This is a genomic window from Capnocytophaga gingivalis ATCC 33624, from assembly GCF_000174755.1.
In the GTDB taxonomy this organism is placed as follows: Bacteria; Bacteroidota; Bacteroidia; order Flavobacteriales; family Flavobacteriaceae; genus Capnocytophaga; species Capnocytophaga gingivalis.
The window spans coordinates 125,467-146,563 of record NZ_ACLQ01000022.1; the positions used below are offsets into that span (position 1 = coordinate 125,467).

At 40.8% G+C, this 21,097-nt stretch carries 25 protein-coding genes and 2 tRNA genes; 21 read left to right on the forward strand and 6 right to left on the reverse strand.

Features of this window, described 5'->3' with window-relative positions; translation table 11 throughout:
* Nucleotide 1 precedes the first annotated feature (1 nt).
* From CAPGI0001_RS08925 to CAPGI0001_RS13460, 6 genes are read left to right on the forward strand one after another with little or no spacing between them, the layout of a single operon-like run.
* Nucleotides 2–2,272, forward strand: coding sequence for a Z1 domain-containing protein (locus CAPGI0001_RS08925; RefSeq protein ID WP_002669121.1), 2,271 nt, complete (start codon nt 2–4; stop codon nt 2,270–2,272).
* 8 nt (nt 2,273–2,280) lie between these two features.
* Entirely contained in the window at nt 2,281–2,865 is a 585-nt protein-coding gene (locus tag CAPGI0001_RS13210) for a hypothetical protein (RefSeq protein ID WP_002668935.1), read from the forward strand.
* Entirely contained in the window at nt 2,852–3,772 is a 921-nt protein-coding gene (locus CAPGI0001_RS08935) for a PD-(D/E)XK motif protein (RefSeq protein ID WP_232781086.1), read from the forward strand. The genes CAPGI0001_RS13210 and CAPGI0001_RS08935 overlap by 14 nt, the downstream gene beginning before the upstream one ends.
* A gap of 20 nt (nt 3,773–3,792) precedes the next feature.
* Nucleotides 3,793–5,007 (forward strand): AIPR family protein, encoded by a 1,215-nt coding sequence (locus CAPGI0001_RS13450; protein WP_002668817.1) that lies wholly within the window; start codon nt 3,793–3,795, stop codon nt 5,005–5,007.
* 49 nt (nt 5,008–5,056) lie between these two features.
* Nucleotides 5,057–5,908 (forward strand): AIPR family protein, encoded by an 852-nt coding sequence (locus CAPGI0001_RS13455; RefSeq protein ID WP_282632055.1) that lies wholly within the window; start codon nt 5,057–5,059, stop codon nt 5,906–5,908.
* A 50-nt stretch (nt 5,909–5,958) separates the two neighbouring features.
* Nucleotides 5,959–6,081 (forward strand): hypothetical protein, encoded by a 123-nt coding sequence (locus CAPGI0001_RS13460; RefSeq protein WP_262482320.1) that lies wholly within the window; start codon nt 5,959–5,961, stop codon nt 6,079–6,081.
* A 358-nt stretch (nt 6,082–6,439) separates the two neighbouring features.
* Here CAPGI0001_RS13460 and CAPGI0001_RS08945 read toward each other — a convergent pair whose 3' ends face one another.
* Nucleotides 6,440–6,700: a hypothetical protein gene (locus CAPGI0001_RS08945; RefSeq protein ID WP_002669131.1), complete on the reverse strand. Its 261-nt coding sequence runs from the start codon at nt 6,698–6,700 to the stop codon at nt 6,440–6,442.
* Between the two features lie 167 nt (nt 6,701–6,867).
* On the opposite strand from CAPGI0001_RS08945, the gene CAPGI0001_RS08950 reads away from it, so the two are divergent.
* Nucleotides 6,868–7,332, forward strand: coding sequence for a hypothetical protein (locus tag CAPGI0001_RS08950; protein WP_040360097.1), 465 nt, complete (start codon nt 6,868–6,870; stop codon nt 7,330–7,332).
* Nucleotides 7,333–7,520: 188 nt separating this feature from the next.
* Here the strand turns inward: CAPGI0001_RS08950 and CAPGI0001_RS08955 are convergent, their stop codons facing one another.
* Nucleotides 7,521–8,612: a winged helix DNA-binding domain-containing protein gene (locus CAPGI0001_RS08955; protein ID WP_002669009.1), complete on the reverse strand. Its 1,092-nt coding sequence runs from the start codon at nt 8,610–8,612 to the stop codon at nt 7,521–7,523.
* An 11-nt stretch (nt 8,613–8,623) separates the two neighbouring features.
* The gene (locus CAPGI0001_RS08960; protein ID WP_002669048.1) at nt 8,624–8,953 is read right to left on the reverse strand and encodes a MerR family transcriptional regulator; all 330 of its coding nucleotides are present in this window, start codon (nt 8,951–8,953) and stop codon (nt 8,624–8,626) included.
* 100 nt (nt 8,954–9,053) lie between these two features.
* Here CAPGI0001_RS08960 and CAPGI0001_RS08965 point away from each other — a divergent pair, with 100 nt between their 5' ends.
* The 14 genes from CAPGI0001_RS08965 (at nt 9,054) to CAPGI0001_RS09025 (ending at nt 19,886) form a co-directional block, all read left to right on the forward strand.
* Complete coding sequence (locus tag CAPGI0001_RS08965) at nt 9,054–9,830, forward strand: SDR family NAD(P)-dependent oxidoreductase (protein ID WP_040360128.1); 777 nt, start codon at nt 9,054–9,056, stop codon at nt 9,828–9,830.
* A gap of 169 nt (nt 9,831–9,999) precedes the next feature.
* Nucleotides 10,000–10,851, forward strand: a complete 852-nt coding sequence (locus tag CAPGI0001_RS08970; protein ID WP_002669011.1) for an AraC family transcriptional regulator — start codon at nt 10,000–10,002, stop codon at nt 10,849–10,851.
* Nucleotides 10,852–10,903: 52 nt separating this feature from the next.
* Nucleotides 10,904–11,380: a hypothetical protein gene (locus tag CAPGI0001_RS08975; RefSeq protein ID WP_002669013.1), complete on the forward strand. Its 477-nt coding sequence runs from the start codon at nt 10,904–10,906 to the stop codon at nt 11,378–11,380.
* Nucleotides 11,381–11,383: 3 nt separating this feature from the next.
* Nucleotides 11,384–11,836: a hypothetical protein gene (locus CAPGI0001_RS08980; protein ID WP_002668924.1), complete on the forward strand. Its 453-nt coding sequence runs from the start codon at nt 11,384–11,386 to the stop codon at nt 11,834–11,836.
* A gap of 65 nt (nt 11,837–11,901) precedes the next feature.
* Nucleotides 11,902–12,294 carry a hypothetical protein gene (locus CAPGI0001_RS08985; RefSeq protein WP_002668830.1) on the forward strand — a complete coding sequence of 131 codons (393 nt, stop codon included), beginning with the start codon at nt 11,902–11,904 and terminating at the stop codon, nt 12,292–12,294.
* A 92-nt stretch (nt 12,295–12,386) separates the two neighbouring features.
* Nucleotides 12,387–12,515, forward strand: coding sequence for a hypothetical protein (locus CAPGI0001_RS13465; RefSeq protein WP_002669024.1), 129 nt, complete (start codon nt 12,387–12,389; stop codon nt 12,513–12,515).
* A gap of 55 nt (nt 12,516–12,570) precedes the next feature.
* Complete coding sequence (locus CAPGI0001_RS08990) at nt 12,571–12,948, forward strand: DoxX family protein (protein ID WP_002669139.1); 378 nt, start codon at nt 12,571–12,573, stop codon at nt 12,946–12,948.
* 58 nt (nt 12,949–13,006) lie between these two features.
* Nucleotides 13,007–14,269 carry a putative DNA modification/repair radical SAM protein gene (locus tag CAPGI0001_RS08995; protein WP_002668871.1) on the forward strand — a complete coding sequence of 421 codons (1,263 nt, stop codon included), beginning with the start codon at nt 13,007–13,009 and terminating at the stop codon, nt 14,267–14,269.
* Nucleotides 14,270–14,304: 35 nt separating this feature from the next.
* Nucleotides 14,305–15,042, forward strand: coding sequence for a TIGR03915 family putative DNA repair protein (locus CAPGI0001_RS09000; RefSeq protein ID WP_002668973.1), 738 nt, complete (start codon nt 14,305–14,307; stop codon nt 15,040–15,042).
* Between the two features lie 104 nt (nt 15,043–15,146).
* Complete coding sequence (murC, locus tag CAPGI0001_RS09005) at nt 15,147–16,499, forward strand: UDP-N-acetylmuramate--L-alanine ligase (RefSeq protein WP_002668899.1); 1,353 nt, start codon at nt 15,147–15,149, stop codon at nt 16,497–16,499.
* Between the two features lie 46 nt (nt 16,500–16,545).
* Nucleotides 16,546–16,630, forward strand: a tRNA-Tyr gene (locus tag CAPGI0001_RS09010).
* A 74-nt stretch (nt 16,631–16,704) separates the two neighbouring features.
* Nucleotides 16,705–17,685 (forward strand): ketoacyl-ACP synthase III, encoded by a 981-nt coding sequence (locus CAPGI0001_RS09015; RefSeq protein ID WP_002669050.1) that lies wholly within the window; start codon nt 16,705–16,707, stop codon nt 17,683–17,685.
* 15 nt (nt 17,686–17,700) lie between these two features.
* Nucleotides 17,701–18,894 carry a tRNA 2-thiouridine(34) synthase MnmA gene (gene mnmA / locus CAPGI0001_RS09020; protein WP_002668997.1) on the forward strand — a complete coding sequence of 398 codons (1,194 nt, stop codon included), beginning with the start codon at nt 17,701–17,703 and terminating at the stop codon, nt 18,892–18,894.
* 86 nt (nt 18,895–18,980) lie between these two features.
* On the forward strand, nt 18,981–19,886 hold the full coding sequence (locus CAPGI0001_RS09025) for a YfgM family protein (protein ID WP_002668876.1): 906 nt from the start codon (nt 18,981–18,983) through the stop codon (nt 19,884–19,886).
* Nucleotides 19,887–20,198: 312 nt separating this feature from the next.
* On the opposite strand, the gene CAPGI0001_RS09030 is transcribed toward CAPGI0001_RS09025, so the two are convergent.
* From CAPGI0001_RS09030 to folB, 3 genes are all read right to left on the reverse strand, one after another.
* A complete protein-coding gene (locus CAPGI0001_RS09030; protein ID WP_002668807.1) occupies nt 20,199–20,579 on the reverse strand; it encodes a hypothetical protein in 381 nt (126 codons plus the stop codon).
* A gap of 45 nt (nt 20,580–20,624) precedes the next feature.
* Nucleotides 20,625–20,695 (reverse strand) — tRNA-Cys (locus CAPGI0001_RS09035).
* Between the two features lie 48 nt (nt 20,696–20,743).
* Nucleotides 20,744–21,097 carry a dihydroneopterin aldolase gene (gene folB, locus CAPGI0001_RS09040; protein WP_002669008.1) on the reverse strand — a complete coding sequence of 118 codons (354 nt, stop codon included), beginning with the start codon at nt 21,095–21,097 and terminating at the stop codon, nt 20,744–20,746.

Sequence of the window (21,097 nt, forward strand, 5' to 3'; positions counted from 1 at the left end):
AATGACTGATGATTTATACCTTTCGTTGAGGCAAATAACATTTATCTTCATCGATGCTGATAAAGCAGTAGGCAATGAGGTGAAATTTGAAAACATTAACACATATATTGATAGAGCGATAACGTCGCTCCGGATTACTTGTGATGAAGAGACACGAAAACGTCTTTTCACGGATGTGGAGTATCAGTTCAAAATCACTCATGCCAAGGGAAATGTAATCTTTGATGATTATGACAGTAGACAAGAGTGGTATTCCAATGAGGATATTAAGAAGCCTTATTTCTGGAATAAATACAAAGCATTACTTCTTAAGAATTCATCCTTCAGCAGAAAGAGTATAAATCTTCTAGATGAGGATACTCTGCCTAACATAATGAACTGTCTTGGCAATCCCAATGACCAGTTTGAAGGTAAAAGATTCCGTAGAGGACTTATCATTGGTGACGTACAATCTGGGAAAACAGCAACATACTCTGGTTTGATTTGTAAGGCTGCCGATGCTGGCTACAAAGTAGTCATACTGCTTGCAGGAATTACAGAAAGCCTTCGCCAACAAACACAAGAGCGTATTGACGAAAGTATTATTGGTCTTACTAGCAGGAGGCAAGGTCGTAATGTGGCTTCTATACGTGTTGGTGTTGGCAAAGATAATCAGGAACTCAGAGCGACTTCATTCACATCCTGTGTTAATGATTTTGTTGGCAATCATGATAGAATTGCAATGTCGTTGAACTCACAGAGCTCTTTGGTTGTATTTGTCATTAAGAAGAACGTTTCCGTTTTGCAGAGACTCCACAAGTGGCTTAAAGACCAAAACCTTGATCCAGTAAAGGGTTACATAGATATTCCTATGTTATTGGTTGATGATGAAGCTGATAATGCGTCTGTCAATACAAAGAAAGACGAAACTGACCCGACAAAGACAAACAAGTTGATACGTCAGATCTGTACGCTCTTTAAGGATACAACGTATGTGGGATTTACAGCTACACCATTTGCAAATGTATTCATTGATCCAGAATCTGTGGACAGTATGAAGAACTCAGATTTGTTTCCAGAACACTTCATTTATGCCTTGGAAGCACCTTCTAATTATGTGGGTGCTCAAAAGATTTTCTATCCTGAAGGTCAGTACTACCGCAACTTGCGCTACATTACCGATATTGAAGAGCCAGATTATACCTCGGAAGAATACCTTGATCAAGTTGATAATGACATTGAATCCCTGAATTCAGGAGGATTCTATTGTCGTCATAAGAAAGAATGGGATGGTAAATTGCCTGCATCATTGACGGATGCCATCTATTGTTTCTATCTGGCAAATGCCATTCGCGACCTTAGAGGGCAACATTCAGCCCCTCGAAGTATGCTTATAAATATGAGCCGTTTCATCAAGGTGCAACGTGTAATAACTAAGCACGTAGAGTGTATTCACGAAGAAGCCTTTAATAATATTCGCTTCAACTTTACTAACAAAAATACAACCAACAGAAAGTTACCTCTCTATCAAATATTCGAGAAACTCTGGAAGAGGCACTTTTCGCATGTAACAGACATTACATTTGATAGAGTTATCCAGAGGGAAACTATTATGAATGCGATTGAGAAGATTAAGGTGATGGTAGTCAATGGCTCGAAGCAAAGCAATAGCCTTGATTATCGAACCAATAAATCACTTCGGGTAATTGCCGTTGGTGGCTTGGCACTTTCTCGTGGTTTGACTCTCGAAGGTCTTCTTGTAAGTTATTTCTACAGAAACACCTCTACCTTTGATGTACTTATGCAGATGGGGAGATGGTTTGGCTATCGTAACGGTTATGACGATATTTTCCAGATATGGACAAGCCAAACAAGCGCTGAATGGTACGCTGAAATTGCGCGCTCATCACAGGAGCTAAAAGATAATATTAAGAACATGTATGACCAACGCCTTACGCCAAAAGACTTTGGTATAAAGGTTCGTGATAACTGTAACGAATTACAAATTACGGCTTCAAACAAGATGAGAGCAGCAAGAGGTTTGGATTTGCGCTACTCATTCTATGGCAACATTTACGATACACCCTACGTCAGCTTCAATATTGAGCACAATCGTAACAATTTGAAGGAAAGCGCAAATTTTATTGATACGTTGTTTAAGGGTGGTTATACACTGCGTTATACAGACCTCGTAGGAAAGGCTACCAAGGATGTAAATGACACTTCAGATAGTAGTTCACGCTTCTTCGAGAATGTTCCAAAGAAAATGATCATTGCATTATTGAAAAGATAAAGTGTTCGATGGCAAATGGAAATTTCAATGTGCCAAACATTCTTGAGTTTCTAAATGATACTAAGAATACAGGTATAGAGAATTGGGACGTTGTAATTCAAGCAGGTGAGAGCAAAGAAAATGTCCAGTTTGACGGATTGCAGAATATGAAATGTGTTAAGCGTTCCATCTATTATGGTACTAATAATGTTGTTCAGATAAGCTCACGTCGAAGAGCACTTAGTGGAAGTTCAGAAGGAAAATACGCACTCACGAAAGAACAGATAAAGTGCGCAGAAGATGAATATAGAAAAGGTAACGGAGGTGAGAATATTCCGTTGAAGGCATACTTTGAATTCTTGCCAACACGTAAACCAATCTTCATCATTATGCCTATTCATCCTGCACCAGCAGAAACAGATAAAGGAAAAGAAGAGAAACAGAAACTGACCAAGTTCAGAGAAGAATTGGGTAGTGACCATATTATAGCCTTTGCAATAGGTTTGCCAGGAGTTAAGGGAATAGAAAATGCCGTTCATTACAAAATAAATAAGGTGTATCAACGTCTTAATATAGAAGACGCAGAAGAAGAGGAGGTTGATGATGCAGATTAAAATTTACACACTCCTATCTGGAGATTTCAAGGCAAGTCATTTCATTAGGATTGGTGAGAACCACAACATTAGTTTGTATGTGGGTAAAGACGAAATGGGGCGTTATGCTTTTGATTTCAGAGGTCAATTTAAGGCTGCTCGTACTAAGAGCTCAGAGGTAATCTCTGTTACTCACATCAATAGCGGGGATGAGAACTTTATGCGTTTCTCATTAGAGAATCCTGCGTTGCTCGAATATTTCTGCACCTTCTGTGAAGACCTGATTACTTCTACGCAAGTAATCAGCGATGACGAAACGGCTTATCAAACGCTTAGAGCTCGTTACTTCTCATGGAAGCAACTCTTTAAGCCCAATCATGGTAATCTTACAGAGATTGAGGTGATGGGGCTTATTGGGGAGTTGCTCTTCCTTAGGAACGAAATGATTCCTGCAAAGGGACTTGATGCTGCTCTTGAAAGTTGGATTGGACCTGAGAAAACTCATAAAGATTTCTCATACGATAATGACTGGTACGAGGTAAAGACCATCAACTTTGGCAAAGAGTCGGTTCATATTTCATCTATTGAACAACTTGATGGTAGAATAGAAGGGTATCTGATTGTGTACTCCATGGAGCGCATGAGTCCTTCGTTTAACGGTATAAAATTGAATGCTTTGGTGAACGAGTTAATTGCTATGATAAAACCTTCTCACCACAAAGAAACTTTTCTTGCAAAGCTGAGTTTATACGGATTTGATTTTTCTCCAGAGAATGATAACTTCGTTTACGATCTTAAATCCGTGTCGTCATATAGAGTAGATAATGCCGATTTTCCAAGGGTAACTAGAGATTTGCTTCCTGACCCAATAATAAAAGTACAATACGACATTATACTCTCAGAGATAGAAAAGTTTAAGGTATCATAATCTGTAAAAATGTTGGCACCATGGGAATTGAAGAATACAGACAACAAATCATTGATGAACTGAGATTCAATGCGGAACATGAAGGTACAGAACCCGAAACTCAGTTTATAGAGAAAACCCTTAATGACTTGGAAGAGATTGGTGAACTCTACGATCCAATTCCAATCTCTGTGGAAATGCGAGGTTCAAGAAATCGCATTTTGGCATTTGATGCATATGCTTACGATGAAGCCGATGGGGCATTAGTGCTTATTGCAAGTGACTTCACTAATCAACGTGATGTAGCTCCTACACTAACCAACACTCGTATTGAGGAGTTGTACGGCCGTATGGTGAACTTCGTAGAAGAAAGCATACAAGGCAACATTAGTAAGTATTGTGATGACTCAGATTCAGCTCTTCTGATAGCCAACGAATTTAAAAAGAAAATAGGAAAGGGTATGCTCTCAACGGAAATTCTCCGTTTCAAGTTCCTCATTATTTCCAATGCAACATTGAGTAAACAGGTAAAGAATCTCAGCAAACCTAATTTACTAGAACGTCCTGTAGAACTGAATGTATGGACGCTTGAACGTTTCTTCCAGACATTTGCATCAAACTCCAGCGAGATTATTGAGATAGATACCGCCGACTTTGACTGTCAGGGTATTCAATGTCTGAAGGCAGATCTTGGACAAGGTTCTGAGTATGATGCTTATCTTGGAATTGTCCCTGGTAAATTTCTTGCAGATATTTATCTGAAATATGGTAGTAAGTTGCTACAAGGTAACGTTCGCGCATTCCTTAGTGTACGAGGAAAGGTAAACAAGGGTATTCGCGATACTATTATAAATCATCCCGAGAATTTCTTTACTTTCAACAATGGTATTGCTGTTGTTGCTCGTTCCGTAACATTTTCGCCTGATGGTAGTCGTATTGTTCGTTTCAAGGATCCTCAGATTATCAATGGAGGTCAGACAACGGCTTCACTTGCCAACGCGATTATCAAGAAAGAAGCTCGATATGGTATGAATACGCTATTTGTTCCTATGAAGCTCACCGTACTCAATGTGGAAAACGACATGAGCGAAGAGCAAGTTGAGCAGTACAACACCATCACAAAAACCATTTCGCAATGTGCCAATAGTCAGAATGCAGTTTCTGATGCAGACTTCTTCTCTAACCATCCATTCCATGTTATGATGGAGAAACTGTCACGTAAGGTGATGGCTCCTCCTGTTGGCGGTAACCCATAAAACAATTTGGTTCTACGAGCGCTCGCGAGGAAAATGGGAACAGGAACAGATGAAACTCACCGTAGCACAGAAGAAGAAATTCTGTGAAATGAATCCCAAAAATCAGGTTATCAAGAAGGAGAAACTAGCAAAGTGCTACAATGCCATCTTGATGAATCCTAATCAGGTGTGCCAGAGTTCTGCTATTAATTTCAATCGTTTTGCTTCGGTTATTGAAAAAATTTATGAAGAGCAGCGTGACAGTATTAACGAAAATTTCTTCAAGAAGTGTGTTAGCTATGTTATTCTGTTTGATTCACTCGATAGCTTAGTCGGGAAGGCTTCTTGGTATCCAAAGGGTGGTAACAAGGCACAGATTGTACCTTATACAATTTCAAAGTTGATAACTCTTATTCCAAAGGGTCGTGATCTTGATTGGCATTACATCTGGCAGAAGCAGTCTCTCTACCCGGAACTTGCAGAAGAACTGCTAAAACTTGCCTATGTAACACACAACTTCCTCATAGATCAAGCTAACGGTGGTATTGTGCGTACGATCTCACGTACCCAGACTGTTTGGAAGAACTTCCAAGATTACAAGTACACGCTCAGCGATAAGTTTATTGAGACACTCGCATCAATGGCAGCGAACAAGGCTGTTGCACAATCAGCAAAGAAGGCACACAAGTTCAATTCAGACATTGATGCTTCTGTAGAAGTATTCAAACTTGGTGCACAGTATTGGATGAATGTTTACAAAGACCTTGTCAAGGAAACCATATTGTCTTATGGTGATTGCAGTTTCATCAAGGGAATTGCTGATTACATTACACGCGGAAATCTTCCGTCTTCCTCACAATGCAAACGATTGCTGAAGATTGTAGCAAAGGCAGAAGATAAGGGTTACATTATGCCGAATTAATAATATGCCAAGTAAAATTGTAAAGATAGCTGCGACCATCATTTTTCGGGATGGCAAGCTTTTCTCCACTCAACGAGGATATGACTAATGGAAGGATTGGTGGGAGTCCCCTAATATTCTTAGGTGTTATTCCTCCAGGAACAAACTGTGATTATGATGGGGCTATTCGGTGAACAAACACAGCTAAGTTTCAGGGCTCACATAATTGTTAGGTCGCGATGACATTCGTATCTTCAATGGAGTTGTTATAACTATTGCGATGTTGGTATTGACATCTCTCTTTTTACATTAGAGAGCCTATTCATTATTAGAATTAGTGAGAGACAAAATCGTGAACCCTTGAACAATGATATGGTATTATGAGCCTTGTTTCCCTACTCAAAACCTCCTCTCTATTTCTTCTCTCAATTACCGAATGCCATTGTCTGCTGTATCACCTGTACTTCCAGCTTTGAAGATGCTTCGGAGTAGATTTCGAACTGATGTATCTTTTTTTGAGCAGTGGCGACCATGTGGTAACTATTGAGTGTCTTAACAGCGTCGAATAGCTCCTATACCTCCTACTGTATATTTCCTTTGCTTTTTCCTCTTGACTATCTTGAATTTGACTTCACTGATTGCCTTTTCTTCGCATGCTGAAAAGAGGGTCTCATCTATATTCACCGCAAAAGAAGTATTCAAAACCCTTTGTAATTCCTCTATGGTAGGCTTCCGTTGTAAGTTCTTCTGGAAATATTGGGAATAGCTTGTCAAGAACTCAAAAACTAAATCCAAAGTCTGGTCGTTTATCATTTTATAAAACAGTCTATATCAGTGTACAAAGATATAAAAATAAAGAAATCCAAACAAATAATTTGTCGTTTTTCTCGAAAATCCAAAGAAAAAATACCATGATGTAGTTGGTCTTTTCAAAAAATATTCGTAAATTTGTATCTTCATTCAAAAACCTAAAACCTAAGATGATAAAAAGAATTTTGTTTATCTCCCTTTTAGTGATTTCTTTAGGGGTGAATGTAGTACTGATCAGAAAGATGTTTGTCGGTAATACTCAAGTTATCCCCAATGATACTCGTGTGAGTATCATTGTAAGCCAGTCCAATAGAGACTTTGTCATGCATGAGATGCGTACTTTTGTAGAGGCGCTCCACCAAATCAATCTGGGCATAGCCCAGAACGATCCTGCTCTTATTGCCAAAGTAGCTCGTGCTTCAGGGGGGGCAGTAGCAGGACATGCTCCTGCAGGCCTACTTGCCTCTGTCCCTGTGGAGTTCAAGACTTTAGGCCTTGATACTCATGGCAAGTTTGACCAAATTGCCGAGAGTGCTGAAAAAAACTTTGATCCCAAGCATACCTCTAAACAAGTAACCGAACTCTTGGGTAACTGTGTCGCCTGCCATAAAATGTATAGAATGGACGTAAAATAATGGTTAATGATTAATGATTAATTATTAGAAATATACTTGCTTTTTCGTTTGAAAAGTATTACCCTTTCAGCACAAAATAGTAGTTGTACTATTCAACGGTGGAGGATGAGATTTCGGCTCTTTATAAGCCCACACTTCTCTGGGAGGCAAATTGAGGTTTATTCAGTTTGCCTCCTTGTTATTTGAATCTATGATCCATTGGCTGTTGTTACTTTGCAAAATTCTACAAACTGATTTACCGCCCCTTGCAAGCTCTGTTTCCCTATTTTACTTTTCTCTGCAAAAAAATCTATAGTAAGGTTCTCTCCTTGTTTATCAATACTTGCTTTCCAATTGCCTACTACTCTGCCTTCGTGCAGAATTACAGGTTTGAAAATACCAAAGTTGTTATGTGCCTTAGCTGTATGTTTCTTTTCAAGGGCTACCCAGCGACTTTTGTAACCTATCAGATACTCATCATAGGGTGGAAGCAAAAGTACCATTCCTGCGTAATCGGAACAGTCAGGAGTGTTGTGATATAGGTACATTGTCTCTTCTTCTACTTTTGTCTCCTCTATTTCATTGGCTATTAGGGTCAAAGCTTTCCTACATTGTGCTTTGGGCAATCCTGACCACCAAACAAAGTCCTCCAAAGAGGCAGGCGAATGACTTCTAAAATACTTTAATGCTAACTGCTTCAGTGCTTCATCTGGAGTAAGCGAGCATATTATAGGTACTCTTTCTGAGAGCAGAGCCCAAGTGGCTTCTCTCCCTTGCATCTCACCTGAACACAAGAGCCCCTCTATTTCCATACGAACTAATAGGGAAGTCAATAGCCTATCATCAAGTAAAAATCCCAAGGTGGTAAGTTTCTCTGCGATAGCTTTTTTAGGTAAGGACTTACCGCCTGCTAAGAGTTCCTGCATAGCTCGGGTTATTTCCTCAAAATAACTTTCTGGAAACGAGACATTGATACTCTTATGCCACGATTGCAAGGTCCGCAAATTCCGTTCTTTACACAAGGGAAGCAACCAACCTATATCCGTATGACTAACCACCTGCACCGTACATCGCAAGAGGTGAAGGCGCAAGAGCTCTGCCTTAGCAAATGCCTCTTGGAGCCCAACTAACTGTGGCGTCCGCTGCCGTATCCCTATTGCCCAACGAAAATAGTTATAGTCCTGCGCTTGCATAGCCCCCTGCCAAGCTACTATATCTTCTGGCCTTTCGTATAGGGGAGAAAGCAGCTGTTGGTTTAGCATTCTTATCTGAATTGCTTCTTGTTTACTTATCACTCTCATTGGCTTGACTACTAACTAACATATTGACTCATTTTGGTGAGCATTTCCTCTATCATCTCCATACGTTTTTTTACTTTCTCCGCGGAAGCATCCAAGGTATACCCCTCGTCAAGAAGTTCCTTGATAAGAAGTATTTTTTTTATATTCAGGTAGTCATAGCGACGATTTTTTCCTTCCTCCTCTGTAAGGCTCTTGAGAATCCCTTTTTCTTCCCAATAGCGTATCTGTCGGGTAGGAATCCCTGTTATTTGCGACACCTCCCCTATTCCTACCACCAGCTTTTTAAGGAAATCAAAATCTAATAGTAGCTCCTTAGGTTCTTTTTGCTCAGTTTTTGCCATTAATTGTAAATAATCTACGAAACAAGTTGCAAATATACAAATTTTTATTGTATCTTTGCATTTTGTAAATAATCTACATTTAATGAAAATAATTAACAAAATGAAAGTATTAGAAAACAAAAATGCCGTGATTACAGGCGGAAGTGATGGTATTGGCTTAGGAATAGCCAAAGCCTTTGCACAAAATGGAGCAAATCTTTTACTCATAGGAAAAGATCCTGAAAAGCTTCAAAAAGCCCAAAAAGAGTTACTGGATGAGCACGTTGTACAGATACATACACTTGCAGCCGACCTCTCTGCTATGGATAGCCTCACTCAAGTAAGCCAAACTATTTTGAGTCAGTTTCCTTCTATAGATATATTGGTCAATAATGCAGGCTTAGGAAAGTTTGTTCCCTTCGAACAGGTGGATAACAGCTTATACGAAGCTCATTTCAATCTCAATGTAAAGGCGCCTTATTTCCTTACTCAAGGGTTGCTGCCGGCTCTTACCCGTAGTAAAGGAAATGTAATCAACATATCCTCTTACTTTGCCCATCGTATGCTGCCCAATAGAGCCACCACTGTATATTCGGCTACCAAAGGAGCTCTGAACTCCTTTACCAAAGCTTTGGCTTTTGAGGTAGGTCACTTAGGAGTACGTGTCAATGCCATTGCTCCTGGAAGCATCTCTACTCCGCAATTCAATCGTAATCTACAAGCACTCACAGCAGAAAAACAAGCCGCCTTCCAGACAATGGTCAAGGAGATTTACCCACTGCAACACATCGGTACTGCCGAGGATATCGCCCAAGCAGCAGTATTCCTCGCCAGTGAGAATGCCTCATGGATCACAGGCACTATATTAGCTGTTGATGGAGGATTAACAACGAATTAGTTTTTCTAAAATAATAGCTTCTTATTAATCAGTTAAGGTTCGTTCTCAGTCGCTATATAAAAAAGCGATTAAGAACGAACCTTTTTAGCAAGATAGGAAAAGTATTTTGCTAAAAATCACTGTATCTTTGCCCCGTGAATCAGTGCTCAGACACTCAAACCTAACTTACATGCGAACTATTACTTACAATGACTACACCCAACGTATCAATAAGGTGGTTGCTTATATCAACGATCACTTAGATGAATCCTTAGACCTGAAGACCCTCGCCGAGGTAGCCGCCTTGTCCGAATTTCACTTTCATCGTGTCTTCAAAGCGCTCAAGGGAGAATCCATCGGAGCACATATCAGCCGCCTGAGAATAGAGGCTGCAGCACGCCTGCTGCGATATTCAGCTCTCTCCATAGAGGATATAGCCTTCAATATAGGATATGAGGCACCTGCCGCACTCTCCAAAGCCTTCAAAAACCAATATGGTATCACCCCTACTCAGTACAGAACTAATAAAGATATTTACATTATGAAAAAAGAAATCATCAACCCCGATTTGGCGCTCAAAGCTCCTAAAATAATAGAACTCGAGCCTAAAAATCTTATCTATGTAGCCCTCACTGGCAAATATGGAACTTTAGACTACGGCAAAGCCTACGAACAATTGTGGGCGGTTGTAAAATCGCAAAAGCTATTTACCAAAGGTATCGAGTCGATATGCGTTTCATACGATGATCCTAAGATCACCGAAGCTTCTTTGCAACGTTCGGAGGTAAGTTTGGCCATTCACAAGCCCGCCCATCCTGAAGGAGAAGTGAGCTGTAAGACCTTGGCCGGAGGCAAGTATGCGGTCTTTTTCTATCAAGGAAGTTACAGCCACCTCTCAGCTGTCTATGATGTTGCCATGCGCTGGGTGATCGACAGTGAATACGAAGTACGTGAGGAACCTACTTTTGAGAAATACCTTAATGACTCTCGTCGTACTGCTCAAGAGAAACTAAAAACAGAAGTTTATATCTCGATTATTTAGCCACAAGACAGATAGGCTAACAACCTTCCATAACACCTAAAACCTTTTTATCATGAGAAAGACAGAAAAAATCACAGGAATTGTTTTAGCAATGCTCCTATTATTGCTCACGCTCTCAGGGAGTGGTTACTTTTTCTTCACCCTGAAAGTGAACTTTGTACAATGGCTTGCCTACAACGCTTGTTCTCCCAGTAGTTTGGTATATTTAGTTGGCTTTATAGTCTTCTTATACAACAAAAATAGCACTTGGCTGGCTCTTGCCTTCCTACCGATGTACTATTTTGGAACCATGGGACTCTTTACCTTCACATGGAGTGGTGCCAATATCTTTGCCCAACTGTCACATATCACGATGACACTCAACTTGCTATGGGCAGGCTACATCCTTTACCGCATCGGTGATTACAAGGGGTTTGCACAAGGCTTGCTATATAGTATTGTGCTGTTTGTGCCTTACATTGCTTTTGTGATGTACTACTGCCGCACCCACGCCGAGGAAATTAATAATCTGTTACAAATGACACCTTAAACTATGCAAACCACTCACATTTGTCCGGAGTGTTATGCTGCCGATAAGCGCATTACTCCATTGTTAAATCCCGAAGATTGTTTATTGCATCATCGTCAGTATATTTGCAGTACTTGTGGTAGATGTATCTGTGCAGATGTAGATGATAAAGGAAGATTTCGTGCACTTTTCCCTTTTAAAACGCTTGAAATAGCCAAACTATATTTACGCGCTGCCGAAATAATACATCGATGTGCTTGTAGCATTTACGAAATAACAGATGGTAAAGAAAGAAAACAATACAAAATCTTTCCTTCTATAGTAGAGCTAAATGATTATCTACAGCAAAACAAACAAAAAAACTGTAACCTAGAGCCTTTGTTTACAACACCTAAATACAAAAATTGCACTTCAGAACAGTTACGCAAACTTTCGACTGAGGAAGTAAGCATTTATATAAAAGAAAAAAATCGCTGAAGAGTATGCAAATTCAAAAAATAATAGTACTTTTGTTCGAATTATAATCATAAAAACAATAAACAATGAAACAAACATTTCTTTTATTAGTTGCCGCACTAACTGTAGTAACTTGCGGAAAAAGTGATGACAGCAATGGCTCAAAAGGAGGTAATATTTCTATAGGAAAATTCTCACCTCCAAAGTGGATTCAAGGCTCTTGGACAACCGCTAACAAACAATATGGTTATGCCTTTAGAGCTGAAGATTTTTGTCAGATAACCTTAGGGAACACAAACTGTTTCAATGAAAAAAACCTTCCTGTTAGCGATATAAAAGACGAAAAAAACGACAACACCTATAAGATCAGTTACAAAATCAACACTTTTTCACATACTTTCCTTTTTGAAAAAGTAAATGAATACCAAATAAAAACAACCCATAACGGACGCATAGAAGGCACTTACACCAAACAATAAAAGCAAATAGATGATTCCTAAAGATCTCTATTACCTTCTTTGTATTTCGAATAATTATCTGTGAGGCTACAACCTTTCTCAAAGGCTGTTCCTTGCTCTTATCCAAAGCAAAGGAAATAATCAACATATCCTCTTACTTTGTCCATCGTATGCTGCCCAATAGAGCCACCAATGTATATTCCGCTACCAAAGGAGCTCTGAACTTTATTACCTCAAGTTAATTTTCCTTTTAAAAAAAAACACCTATCTTTGCACCAGAATTTAAATCATTACATTATGAACTGTAAGAAAAGAAAAATCGCGGGTTACATCCTTTCAGGATTGGTAACACTTATATTTGTAGCCACAGGAGCTATGAAATTCACAGGGGGAGAACAAAATGTAAAAATGGCCGAACTAGTAGGTGGGCAGACAACCCTCTTTATCTTAGGCGGATTACAGTTGCTATTTGCCTTACTTTTTTGGATACCTCGTACTGCAGTGGTAGGTTTCCTCTTAATGGCTTGCTATATGGCAGGAGCTATGGCCACTCACTTGGTTATCAAAGAATCCTTTGTCTTGCAGACAGGAATTGAGACCCTTATCTGGGTGACTGGGTTTGTTCGCTTCCCTGAACTTACCCAAAGACTTTGCCCTTGCAATAACTGTAAATAGTAATCAGAAGTCAGTTTCTGGCCACTAACAACTGACTTCTGACTCCTAAGAACTATCCATGGATTTTGAACGTATCAAAGAAAAACTTGCCATTTTAGCCGATGCCGCCAAGTATGATGTCTCCTGCTCCAGTAGTGGGAGTACACGTAAGGGGAAAAAGGGCGAATTGGGCAATGCTGCCCCTTTGGGGATCTGCCATTCCTTTACGGAAGATGGGCGGTGTATCTCCCTGCTCAAAATCCTGCTGACCAACCACTGTATCTATGACTGTGTGTATTGTGTCTCTCGCCGCTCGAACGATATCGCCCGTGCGGCTTTCTCTGTACAGGAGGTAGTGGCTCTGACCATTAATTTCTATCGAAGAAATTATATAGAGGGGCTTTTCCTTAGCTCTGGCGTATTCAAAGATCCTGACACCACTATGGAACGCTTGGTAAGGGTAGCCAAAAAGCTACGAGAGGAAGAACACTTCAATGGCTATATCCACCTGAAAACGATTCCTGGGGCAAGTGAACTACTGGTACACCAAGCGGGACTCTATGCGGATCGTCTCTCCATCAACCTTGAGATTCCTACTAAGGAAGGGCTCAAGCTACTCGCACCCGAAAAAGACCACAAGCAAATGGTCGCTCCTATGCAACAGGTAAAGAATGAGTTGGCGATCACTGCCTTGGAGCAAAGAAAATTCAAACACACCCCAAAATTTGCCCCTGCTGGACAAACAACCCAGATGATTATTGGGGCTACTGCAGAGACAGATCAGAAAATCATCCATGTAGCCAGCTATATGTACGATAAGTTCCAGCTCAAGCGCGTATACTATTCTGGTTATGTCCCTGTCCTTCAGGACAGTCGCCTACCCTCTATCTATAGTCAAGTGCCTATAGTACGAGAGAATCGTCTCTACCAAGCCGATTGGCTAATGCGCTATTATGGTTTCGCTCCTGGAGAAATTCTCGATCCTGCACAACCTTTTCTTGACTTGGAGATAGACCCGAAGTTGGCTTGGGCACTACGTAACCAACACCTCTTCCCTATTGATGTGAATACTGCACCTCGCGAGCTGCTCCTACGTATACCGGGGGTAGGAGTGCGATCTGTACAGAAGATACTCTCTGCACGGACTTTCCAGCGCCTGACCTACTATTCCCTCAAACAGATGGGAGTTCTGCTAAGTCGTGCTAAGTACTTTATCACTTGCAGTGGTGCTGAACCCTTGGCAGGGACTATGGATAGTCTGAGACTGCGTCGCCTTATCATCGCCAACAGCCAAAGCAAACAGAAAAACATATATGACCCTGAGATACCCTTTCCAAATTAGCCAATAGGCGAATTGGACACTAACGAATTAACACATTGATACATTTACTCTACGATAGTTCCTTTGAGGGATTTCTTACAGCGGTTTTTATAACCTTCGAAAGGCGTTATTCACAAGTGATTATCACTCCTGATTATCGCCATACCCCTACCCTATGGGACGAAGAGGAGAGGGTATATACTGATACTAACAAAGCCCAGCGCGTACTAAGCAAGATCAAAACTATATGGGGTACAGAGGGAGTGGCGGTTGTACTTAGGGCTTTTCTATCAGAAGAGACTCGTATAGAGAACCATCTCTTGGAAGCGATTCGCCTCATGATCCAATACCCCGAAGGAAATGTCTTAGAGAACTATGCTAATGAGGCTATCGCTCATATCCAAAAAGCAGCTAAGAGTGTAGGGCGTGAGGTACATCGAGTAAAAGAATTTGTTCGTTTTGAGCAGGTAGGCACGCTCTACTTTGCCAAAATAGTACCACAGTACGATGTATTACCCTTGGTGATTCCCCACTTCAGAGCACGTTTTTCAGACCAAGAGTGGGTACTCTTTGACCCCAAGCGAGGTTATGGATTCTACTATGACCTCAAAGAAGTGATTTCCTTTACCCCTACTGACAAGAATTTTGGAAAAACCTCCCAACTCTCCGATGGCTATGAGCAGCTATGGAAAACCTACTTCCAGCATATCAATATCACAGAACGTAAGAACACCCGTTACCAACTTAGAAGTATGCCTAAGCGATATTGGCAGTATCTTCCTGAGACAAAATAATTCCAAAATTTGTCCCTGTGACAAATTGACCAATTGAAAAATTATCCTTACCTTTGCCTCTATTAATTAGTACATTAGATCCTCATCTAATCAATTTATTACCAATGAAATACATTTACTTTATAGGCATAGGAGGGATTGGTATGTCAGCATTGGCACTATACTATCGCTTCAAAGGAAAAGAGGTGCGTGGCTATGATCGTACTCCTTCGGATATTACCGAGATGCTCTCCCAAAAGGACATCGCTATTACCTTTTCAGAGGACTTGGACTTTATCCCAAAAGACTACACTCCTGAAAACACATTGGTTGTCTATACCCCTGCTATCCCAAAAGAACACAAGCAACTTGTCTATTTCCAAACACATGGGTACAAAGTATGCAAGCGTTCGGAAGTATTAGGGCTTATCACTGAGGACAGTTTCTGCTTGGCAGTAGCTGGCACCCATGGCAAGACGACCACCAGCAGTATCTTAGCCCATATCTTGGTGGAGTGCAAAGCGCCTGTTAGTGCTTTCTTAGGGGGTATCTGTGAGAACTTTCAAAGTAACTTTATCTGTAAGGGAACAGAACTTACAGTGGTGGAAGCTGATGAGTTCGATCGCTCTTTCTTGCGCCTAAGCCCATCCATAGCTTGTATCACTGCTGTAGATGCAGACCACTTGGATATCTATGGGACAGCGGAAGAGTTCCAAAAAGGGTTTGAAGACTTTACCCATCGTCTCAAGCCAGGAGGTAAGCTCATTGTCCGCAGGGGACTGCCTTTCGCTGGTCTTACCTATGGCATAGCCGATGGAAGTGATTATGAGATTTCTCAGGTAAGGATACAAAATGGAGGCTACCTCTTTACCCTAAGCTATACAGATCCTAAAACAGGAAATCGTGAGGAGGTCAAAGACTGCACTCTCTTCCGCCCTGGGGAGCATCACCTACTCAATGCCTTGGCTGCAGTGGCAGTAGCCCATCAGGCAGGCTATCCCTTAGCCGATTTGGCACGTGCCTTAGCCAGCTTTAAGGGGGTCAGAAGGCGCTTTAGCTATATCATCAATACCCCCGAACAAGTCTTTATCGACGACTATGCCCACCACCCTACTGAGCTCAATGCCCTCTACAATGGAGTACGTACCATGTACCCCAATGAGGAGATTACCATCCTCTTCCAACCCCATCTTTTTACTCGTACTCGTGACTTTGCTGACGGCTTTGCCCAGAGTCTTGCTCAGTTTGACCGTGTTGTTCTCTTGGATATTTACCCCGCTAGGGAGCTTCCTATAGAGGGAATTACCTCCCAGTGGCTATTGAACAAAATAGATAATCCTAATAAAATATTAGTCCCTAAAGACAATATTATCAACTACTTACAATCCCATCCCTCCCGAGTTTTAGTCTTAGCTGGAGCTGGAGATATAGGAGTAGAAGTGGAAAAGATTAAAAAGTTTTTGGAAAAAGACATATAAAAATTTGCACAGCTAAAAAAAAGTATGTACTTTTGCGCCCGAAAACGGGAAGATACTCAAGCGGCCAACGAGGGCAGACTGTAAATCTGCTGGTTTTACCTTCGCAGGTTCGAATCCTGCTCTTCCCACCACTATAAAGCGTCATTCCTTAGTGAATGACTTTTTTATTTTATAACAATATCCAATAAACCCTCTTTTGTGAATAATGAAAAGTTATATCAAGGCTATTTCCACTTATTTCCCTAAGAATACGCTTACCAATGACACTATATCTGAGCAATTTCCTGAATGGAATAGTGAAAAGATACTACAGAAAATAGGAATCGAACAGCGCTATATTGCCGATAAGGACGAATGTGCCTCTGATATGGCTGCACAAGCAGTGCTCACTCTTATAGAAGAACATCACTTGGACAAAAACGCCATTGATTTTCTTTTACTCTGTACCCAAACCCCTGATCATATCCTCCCTACCACAGCTTGTATTGTACAAGATAAGGTAGGATTACCTACTACCTGTGCGGCCTTGGACATCAACCAAGGGTGTTCTGGGTATATCTATGGATTATCCGTGGCCAGTAGCCTGATTACCTCTGGCAATTTCAAAAATGTAATTTTAGTAACGGTGGATACCTATACTAAATATGTACACCCCAAGGACAAAGGAAACTTGAGTATCTTCGGGGATGCAGCTACCGCTACACTCATCTCCACTGAAGGGGAGTACCTGATCGGGAAACCTACCTTGGGAACTGATGGTACGGGTGCTGAGAACCTTATTATTCGCAACGGAGGAACACGCTCTGCCCGCAATGAAAACCCTGATGATTGGGACAACTTCATTGATATGAAGGGAGCGAAGATTTTTAATTTTATCGTAAAACGCACCCCCGAGGTAGTATATAACAATTTAGAAATCAACGGACTGAACAAAGAAGATATAGACTTATTTATCTTCCATCAGGCCAATACCCACATACTAAACAAGGTGCGGGAGGACATGGAGATCCCTGAGGAGAAATTTGTCATAGAGATGCGCTATTATGGCAATACTATTTCTTCCTCTATTCCCATTGCTTTTTTGGAACACCTAAGGAAATACCCTGAAAAAGCAAAGAATAAAATACAATTGATTGGTTTCGGGGTAGGATACTCATGGGGCGCCATTTGCATAGAAAAATCATAAAAAGAAAGGAACGATATGAAACGTGTAGTAGTAGGGCTTAGTGGAGGGGTGGATAGCAGTGTGGCCGCCTACCTACTCCAAAAACAAGGTTATGAGGTTATTGGCCTCTTTATGAAAAATTGGCATGACGATTCGGTAACCATCTCCAACGAATGCCCATGGCTTGAGGATAGCAACGATGCTCTAATGGTCGCTGAGAAACTAGGGATTCCCTTCCAAACCGTGGATATGAGTGTGCCTTATAAGCAGCGTATTGTAGATTATATGTTTCGAGAATACGAACGTGGGCGCACCCCTAACCCCGATGTGCTTTGTAACCGTGAAATCAAGTTTGCTACTTTCTTAGACCTTGCCCTGAGCTTAGGGGCTGACTATGTGGCTACAGGTCACTATTGTCGTAAGGAAGAAATAGAAGTTGATGGGAAGCCTATATATCGCCTCTTGGCAGGAAAAGATACCAACAAAGACCAATCCTATTTCCTCTGTCAGCTCTCTCAGGAGCAGCTCAGCCGTGCCCTTTTCCCTATTGGAGACCTACAAAAAAACGAGGTACGTGCCATTGCTAAAGAATTAGGCCTTGTCACAGCTGAAAAGAAAGATTCTCAAGGGCTCTGCTTTGTTGGCAAAGTACGTCTGCCTGAGTTCTTACAGCAACAACTCTCCCCAAAGGAGGGAGATATTATCCAGATCCCTTCTACTTGGGCGGGTTATCACAACAAGCAAATACTTCGATGCTTTGAATGTTATGAGGACGAACTGAAATTTCTCGCGGAAAAATACCATTATACCCCCCAAGATGGAAAAATAGTAGGCAAGCACGAAGGCGCCCATTTTTTCACCATAGGACAGCGTAAGGGACTACATGTAGGGGGTACGGCAGAACCTTTGTTCGTCATTGACACCGATACAGAGAAAAATATCATTTATGTAGGGGAAGGAAACACCCATCCTGGACTTTTGAGAAGTGCTTTATTTGTTAAAAAAGAAGATATTCACTGGGTGAGGCCTGATCTGGCATTATCCCTTGGTCAGCGTATGGGATTTCAGGTGCGTATCCGCTATCGACAGCCACTACAAAAAGCACATTTGTACTTGACAAACAGTGGGTTATACATCCATTTTGACACCCCACAGAGTGCTATTACCTCTGGGCAATTTGCCTCTTGGTACCTCGATGAAGAGCTTATCGGATCGGGAGAGATATATTAAAAAAAAGTTAAACTATTAAATACTCACTATAGCTAATCAAAAATTATTACTTTTGTCCTACTAAAAGAACTAAAAAATTACATTTTATGTCAGCAGAATTACAAAATGTAGGACTCCCAGAGAAGAAAAAAGGTGGAGGACTCATCATTGCCCTTCTTTCATTAGGGCTTGTAGGAGCAGGAGGATATGCCTTCTATCAGTCTAACGAAGCTAAGAAAAACGAAGAAGCAATCTTGGAAAAACGCGATCAAGTAGTCAAAGAACTTGAAGCTTTGCAAAAAGACTACGATGAAGCTGTAACTGTATCCAAACAGAATGCCGATGAGCTTGCCGATGCGAAAGCACGTATCGCTCAGTACATCGATTCCTTGAAGAATATGAAAGCAGACATCAATGTTCTCTTCAAGTATCGTGATCAGGTAAATGTGCTTAAAAAAGAGCGTAACCGCTTATTGGCCATCAATGACTCTTTGCGTAAGTACAATGTAAAAGTAACTCAAGAGCGTGATAGTACCGCTTCTGCCTTGAATGTACGTACCTCACAGCTTGACTCTGTATCTCAGAAAGCGCGCGAACTCAGCCAGGTGATCGACGAAGGATCTATCCTTAGCCTTAAGAACCTTACTGCCAATGGGGTAAAAGAAAAATCTGGTGGTCGCTATGTAGAAAAAGAGCGCTCTGGTGCTACTGACAAGATCAAAGTGTGCTACACTGTTGGGGTAAACCGTATCGCTCCTGTAGGTAATCGCACTTTCTATGTACAGGTAGTAAGCCCTAATGGTATTACTTTAGGGGATAACGAGACTGTTACTGTAGGAGATAAAACCATTAACTATAGTGCTGTAAAAAGATTCCTTTATGAGAGAAATCCTGTAGATGTATGCGAATATATCTCTTCTGTTACTAAGAAATATGAAGGAGGTACTTATCAAGTATATGTATTCGATGATCAATTGAGAGAACTCGGTAAAATAGATCTTAGCCTTCGATAAGAAGAGAGGAAAAACAAAAAGTGAAGGGTGAAAAATTACTTTAGGGTAGTTCTTCACTCTTTTTTGATAGGAAACCGAAGAATAAGGAGTGAAGAACAAAAGAGCAAATTAGCCGCCTTTATGTAGGCAAATTGCTTCACACATACCATTCTAGCTCGCTAACTTTCTCCTTACAGATGGATATAACATACCCACTCTTTACTTTTTATTCTTCACAACAAAAAGAGGCTTCCAAATGGAAGCCTTTTTTGTATTAAAACTCTTTTCTTAATTATCAACTAACTAAAAAGTTTTCGTTATGAAAATTCCTTCTTAGAAGATAGATTGTAGATCTTTCTTGTAGCGGGCAAGCAAAGAACGGGTAATTCCTAAGCTTGCTTTAGAAGAATCCACTACTAAATAAATGAAATAAGTACCATTAGGCGCTACATCTATTACCTGAATTTGGTTAGTTAGGGTAATGAGGATATCTTCTATTTTTTCTTTTCCTTCCAAGCCAAGAACACGAAGAGCATTCATTTTAGCTTTTACAACTTCAAGATTGTAAGCAGAATCCAAGTTAGGGTCAAAATTAGGATCCGCAGAAGAAGCTATATAAGAGACCCCTGATTTTACTTCTGTAACAGAAACAGCTATAAAGCCGGGTACATTGGCTTTGATGTCCTGTACAAATTTATCTAATACCTTGGTCATTGTAATGCGGCTTAAAATTAGTGATTCTGTTAAAGTTCAATATTGAGGCATCAAGCGGATTCGAACCGCTGTAGAAGGTTTTGCAGACCTCTGCCTAGCCCCTCGGCCATGATGCCTTTTTTCAGGGTGCAAATGTAAGACAAATCTTTGAACTGCACAAATAATTAGGAAATTATTTTTACACTCACTTGCTCTACATCCCCTCCTGTGGGAGGATTTATCTTTGCTACCTCTATCTCAAGAGAGATAATATTCTGGAATTCAGTCTTTACCACTTGTAATATACGTCCGGCTACATGTTCTAAAAGTGCTGAGCGAATAGCCATCTGCTCTTCTATGATACGATTCAGGCGCACATAGTCAATAGTGTCCTGAAGCTTGTCGGACTCAATAGATTGGGAAAGATCCGCCCATATGGTCATATCTACTTGATACCAACTCCCGATTTGTGCTTCCTCGTGCAAACAGCCATGGTAGGCATATACACGAACATTCTTAAGGGTAATACTACTTTTCAT

Bases quoted from the DNA above. Each gene is read 5' to 3' on its own strand.
- CAPGI0001_RS08925 (WP_002669121.1), top strand. From the start codon at position 2: ATGACTGATGATTTATACCTTTCGTTGAGGCAAATAACATTTATCTTC.
- CAPGI0001_RS13210 (WP_002668935.1), top strand. From the start codon at position 2,281: ATGGCAAATGGAAATTTCAATGTGCCAAACATTCTTGAGTTTCTAAAT.
- CAPGI0001_RS08935 (WP_232781086.1), top strand. From the start codon at position 2,852: ATGATGCAGATTAAAATTTACACACTCCTATCTGGAGATTTCAAGGCA.
- CAPGI0001_RS13450 (WP_002668817.1), top strand. From the start codon at position 3,793: ATGGGAATTGAAGAATACAGACAACAAATCATTGATGAACTGAGATTC.
- CAPGI0001_RS13455 (WP_282632055.1), top strand. From the start codon at position 5,057: ATGAAACTCACCGTAGCACAGAAGAAGAAATTCTGTGAAATGAATCCC.
- CAPGI0001_RS13460 (WP_262482320.1), top strand. From the start codon at position 5,959: ATGGCAAGCTTTTCTCCACTCAACGAGGATATGACTAATGGAAGGATT.
- CAPGI0001_RS08945 (WP_002669131.1), bottom strand. From the start codon at position 6,700: ATGATAAACGACCAGACTTTGGATTTAGTTTTTGAGTTCTTGACAAGC.
- CAPGI0001_RS08950 (WP_040360097.1), top strand. From the start codon at position 6,868: ATGATAAAAAGAATTTTGTTTATCTCCCTTTTAGTGATTTCTTTAGGG.
- CAPGI0001_RS08955 (WP_002669009.1), bottom strand. From the start codon at position 8,612: ATGAGAGTGATAAGTAAACAAGAAGCAATTCAGATAAGAATGCTAAAC.
- CAPGI0001_RS08960 (WP_002669048.1), bottom strand. From the start codon at position 8,953: ATGGCAAAAACTGAGCAAAAAGAACCTAAGGAGCTACTATTAGATTTT.
- CAPGI0001_RS08965 (WP_040360128.1), top strand. From the start codon at position 9,054: ATGAAAGTATTAGAAAACAAAAATGCCGTGATTACAGGCGGAAGTGAT.
- CAPGI0001_RS08970 (WP_002669011.1), top strand. From the start codon at position 10,000: ATGCGAACTATTACTTACAATGACTACACCCAACGTATCAATAAGGTG.
- CAPGI0001_RS08975 (WP_002669013.1), top strand. From the start codon at position 10,904: ATGAGAAAGACAGAAAAAATCACAGGAATTGTTTTAGCAATGCTCCTA.
- CAPGI0001_RS08980 (WP_002668924.1), top strand. From the start codon at position 11,384: ATGCAAACCACTCACATTTGTCCGGAGTGTTATGCTGCCGATAAGCGC.
- CAPGI0001_RS08985 (WP_002668830.1), top strand. From the start codon at position 11,902: ATGAAACAAACATTTCTTTTATTAGTTGCCGCACTAACTGTAGTAACT.
- CAPGI0001_RS08990 (WP_002669139.1), top strand. From the start codon at position 12,571: ATGAACTGTAAGAAAAGAAAAATCGCGGGTTACATCCTTTCAGGATTG.
- CAPGI0001_RS08995 (WP_002668871.1), top strand. From the start codon at position 13,007: ATGGATTTTGAACGTATCAAAGAAAAACTTGCCATTTTAGCCGATGCC.
- murC (WP_002668899.1), top strand. From the start codon at position 15,147: ATGAAATACATTTACTTTATAGGCATAGGAGGGATTGGTATGTCAGCA.
- CAPGI0001_RS09015 (WP_002669050.1), top strand. From the start codon at position 16,705: ATGAAAAGTTATATCAAGGCTATTTCCACTTATTTCCCTAAGAATACG.
- mnmA (WP_002668997.1), top strand. From the start codon at position 17,701: ATGAAACGTGTAGTAGTAGGGCTTAGTGGAGGGGTGGATAGCAGTGTG.
- CAPGI0001_RS09025 (WP_002668876.1), top strand. From the start codon at position 18,981: ATGTCAGCAGAATTACAAAATGTAGGACTCCCAGAGAAGAAAAAAGGT.
- CAPGI0001_RS09030 (WP_002668807.1), bottom strand. From the start codon at position 20,579: ATGACCAAGGTATTAGATAAATTTGTACAGGACATCAAAGCCAATGTA.
- folB (WP_002669008.1), bottom strand. From the start codon at position 21,097: ATGAAAAGTAGTATTACCCTTAAGAATGTTCGTGTATATGCCTACCAT.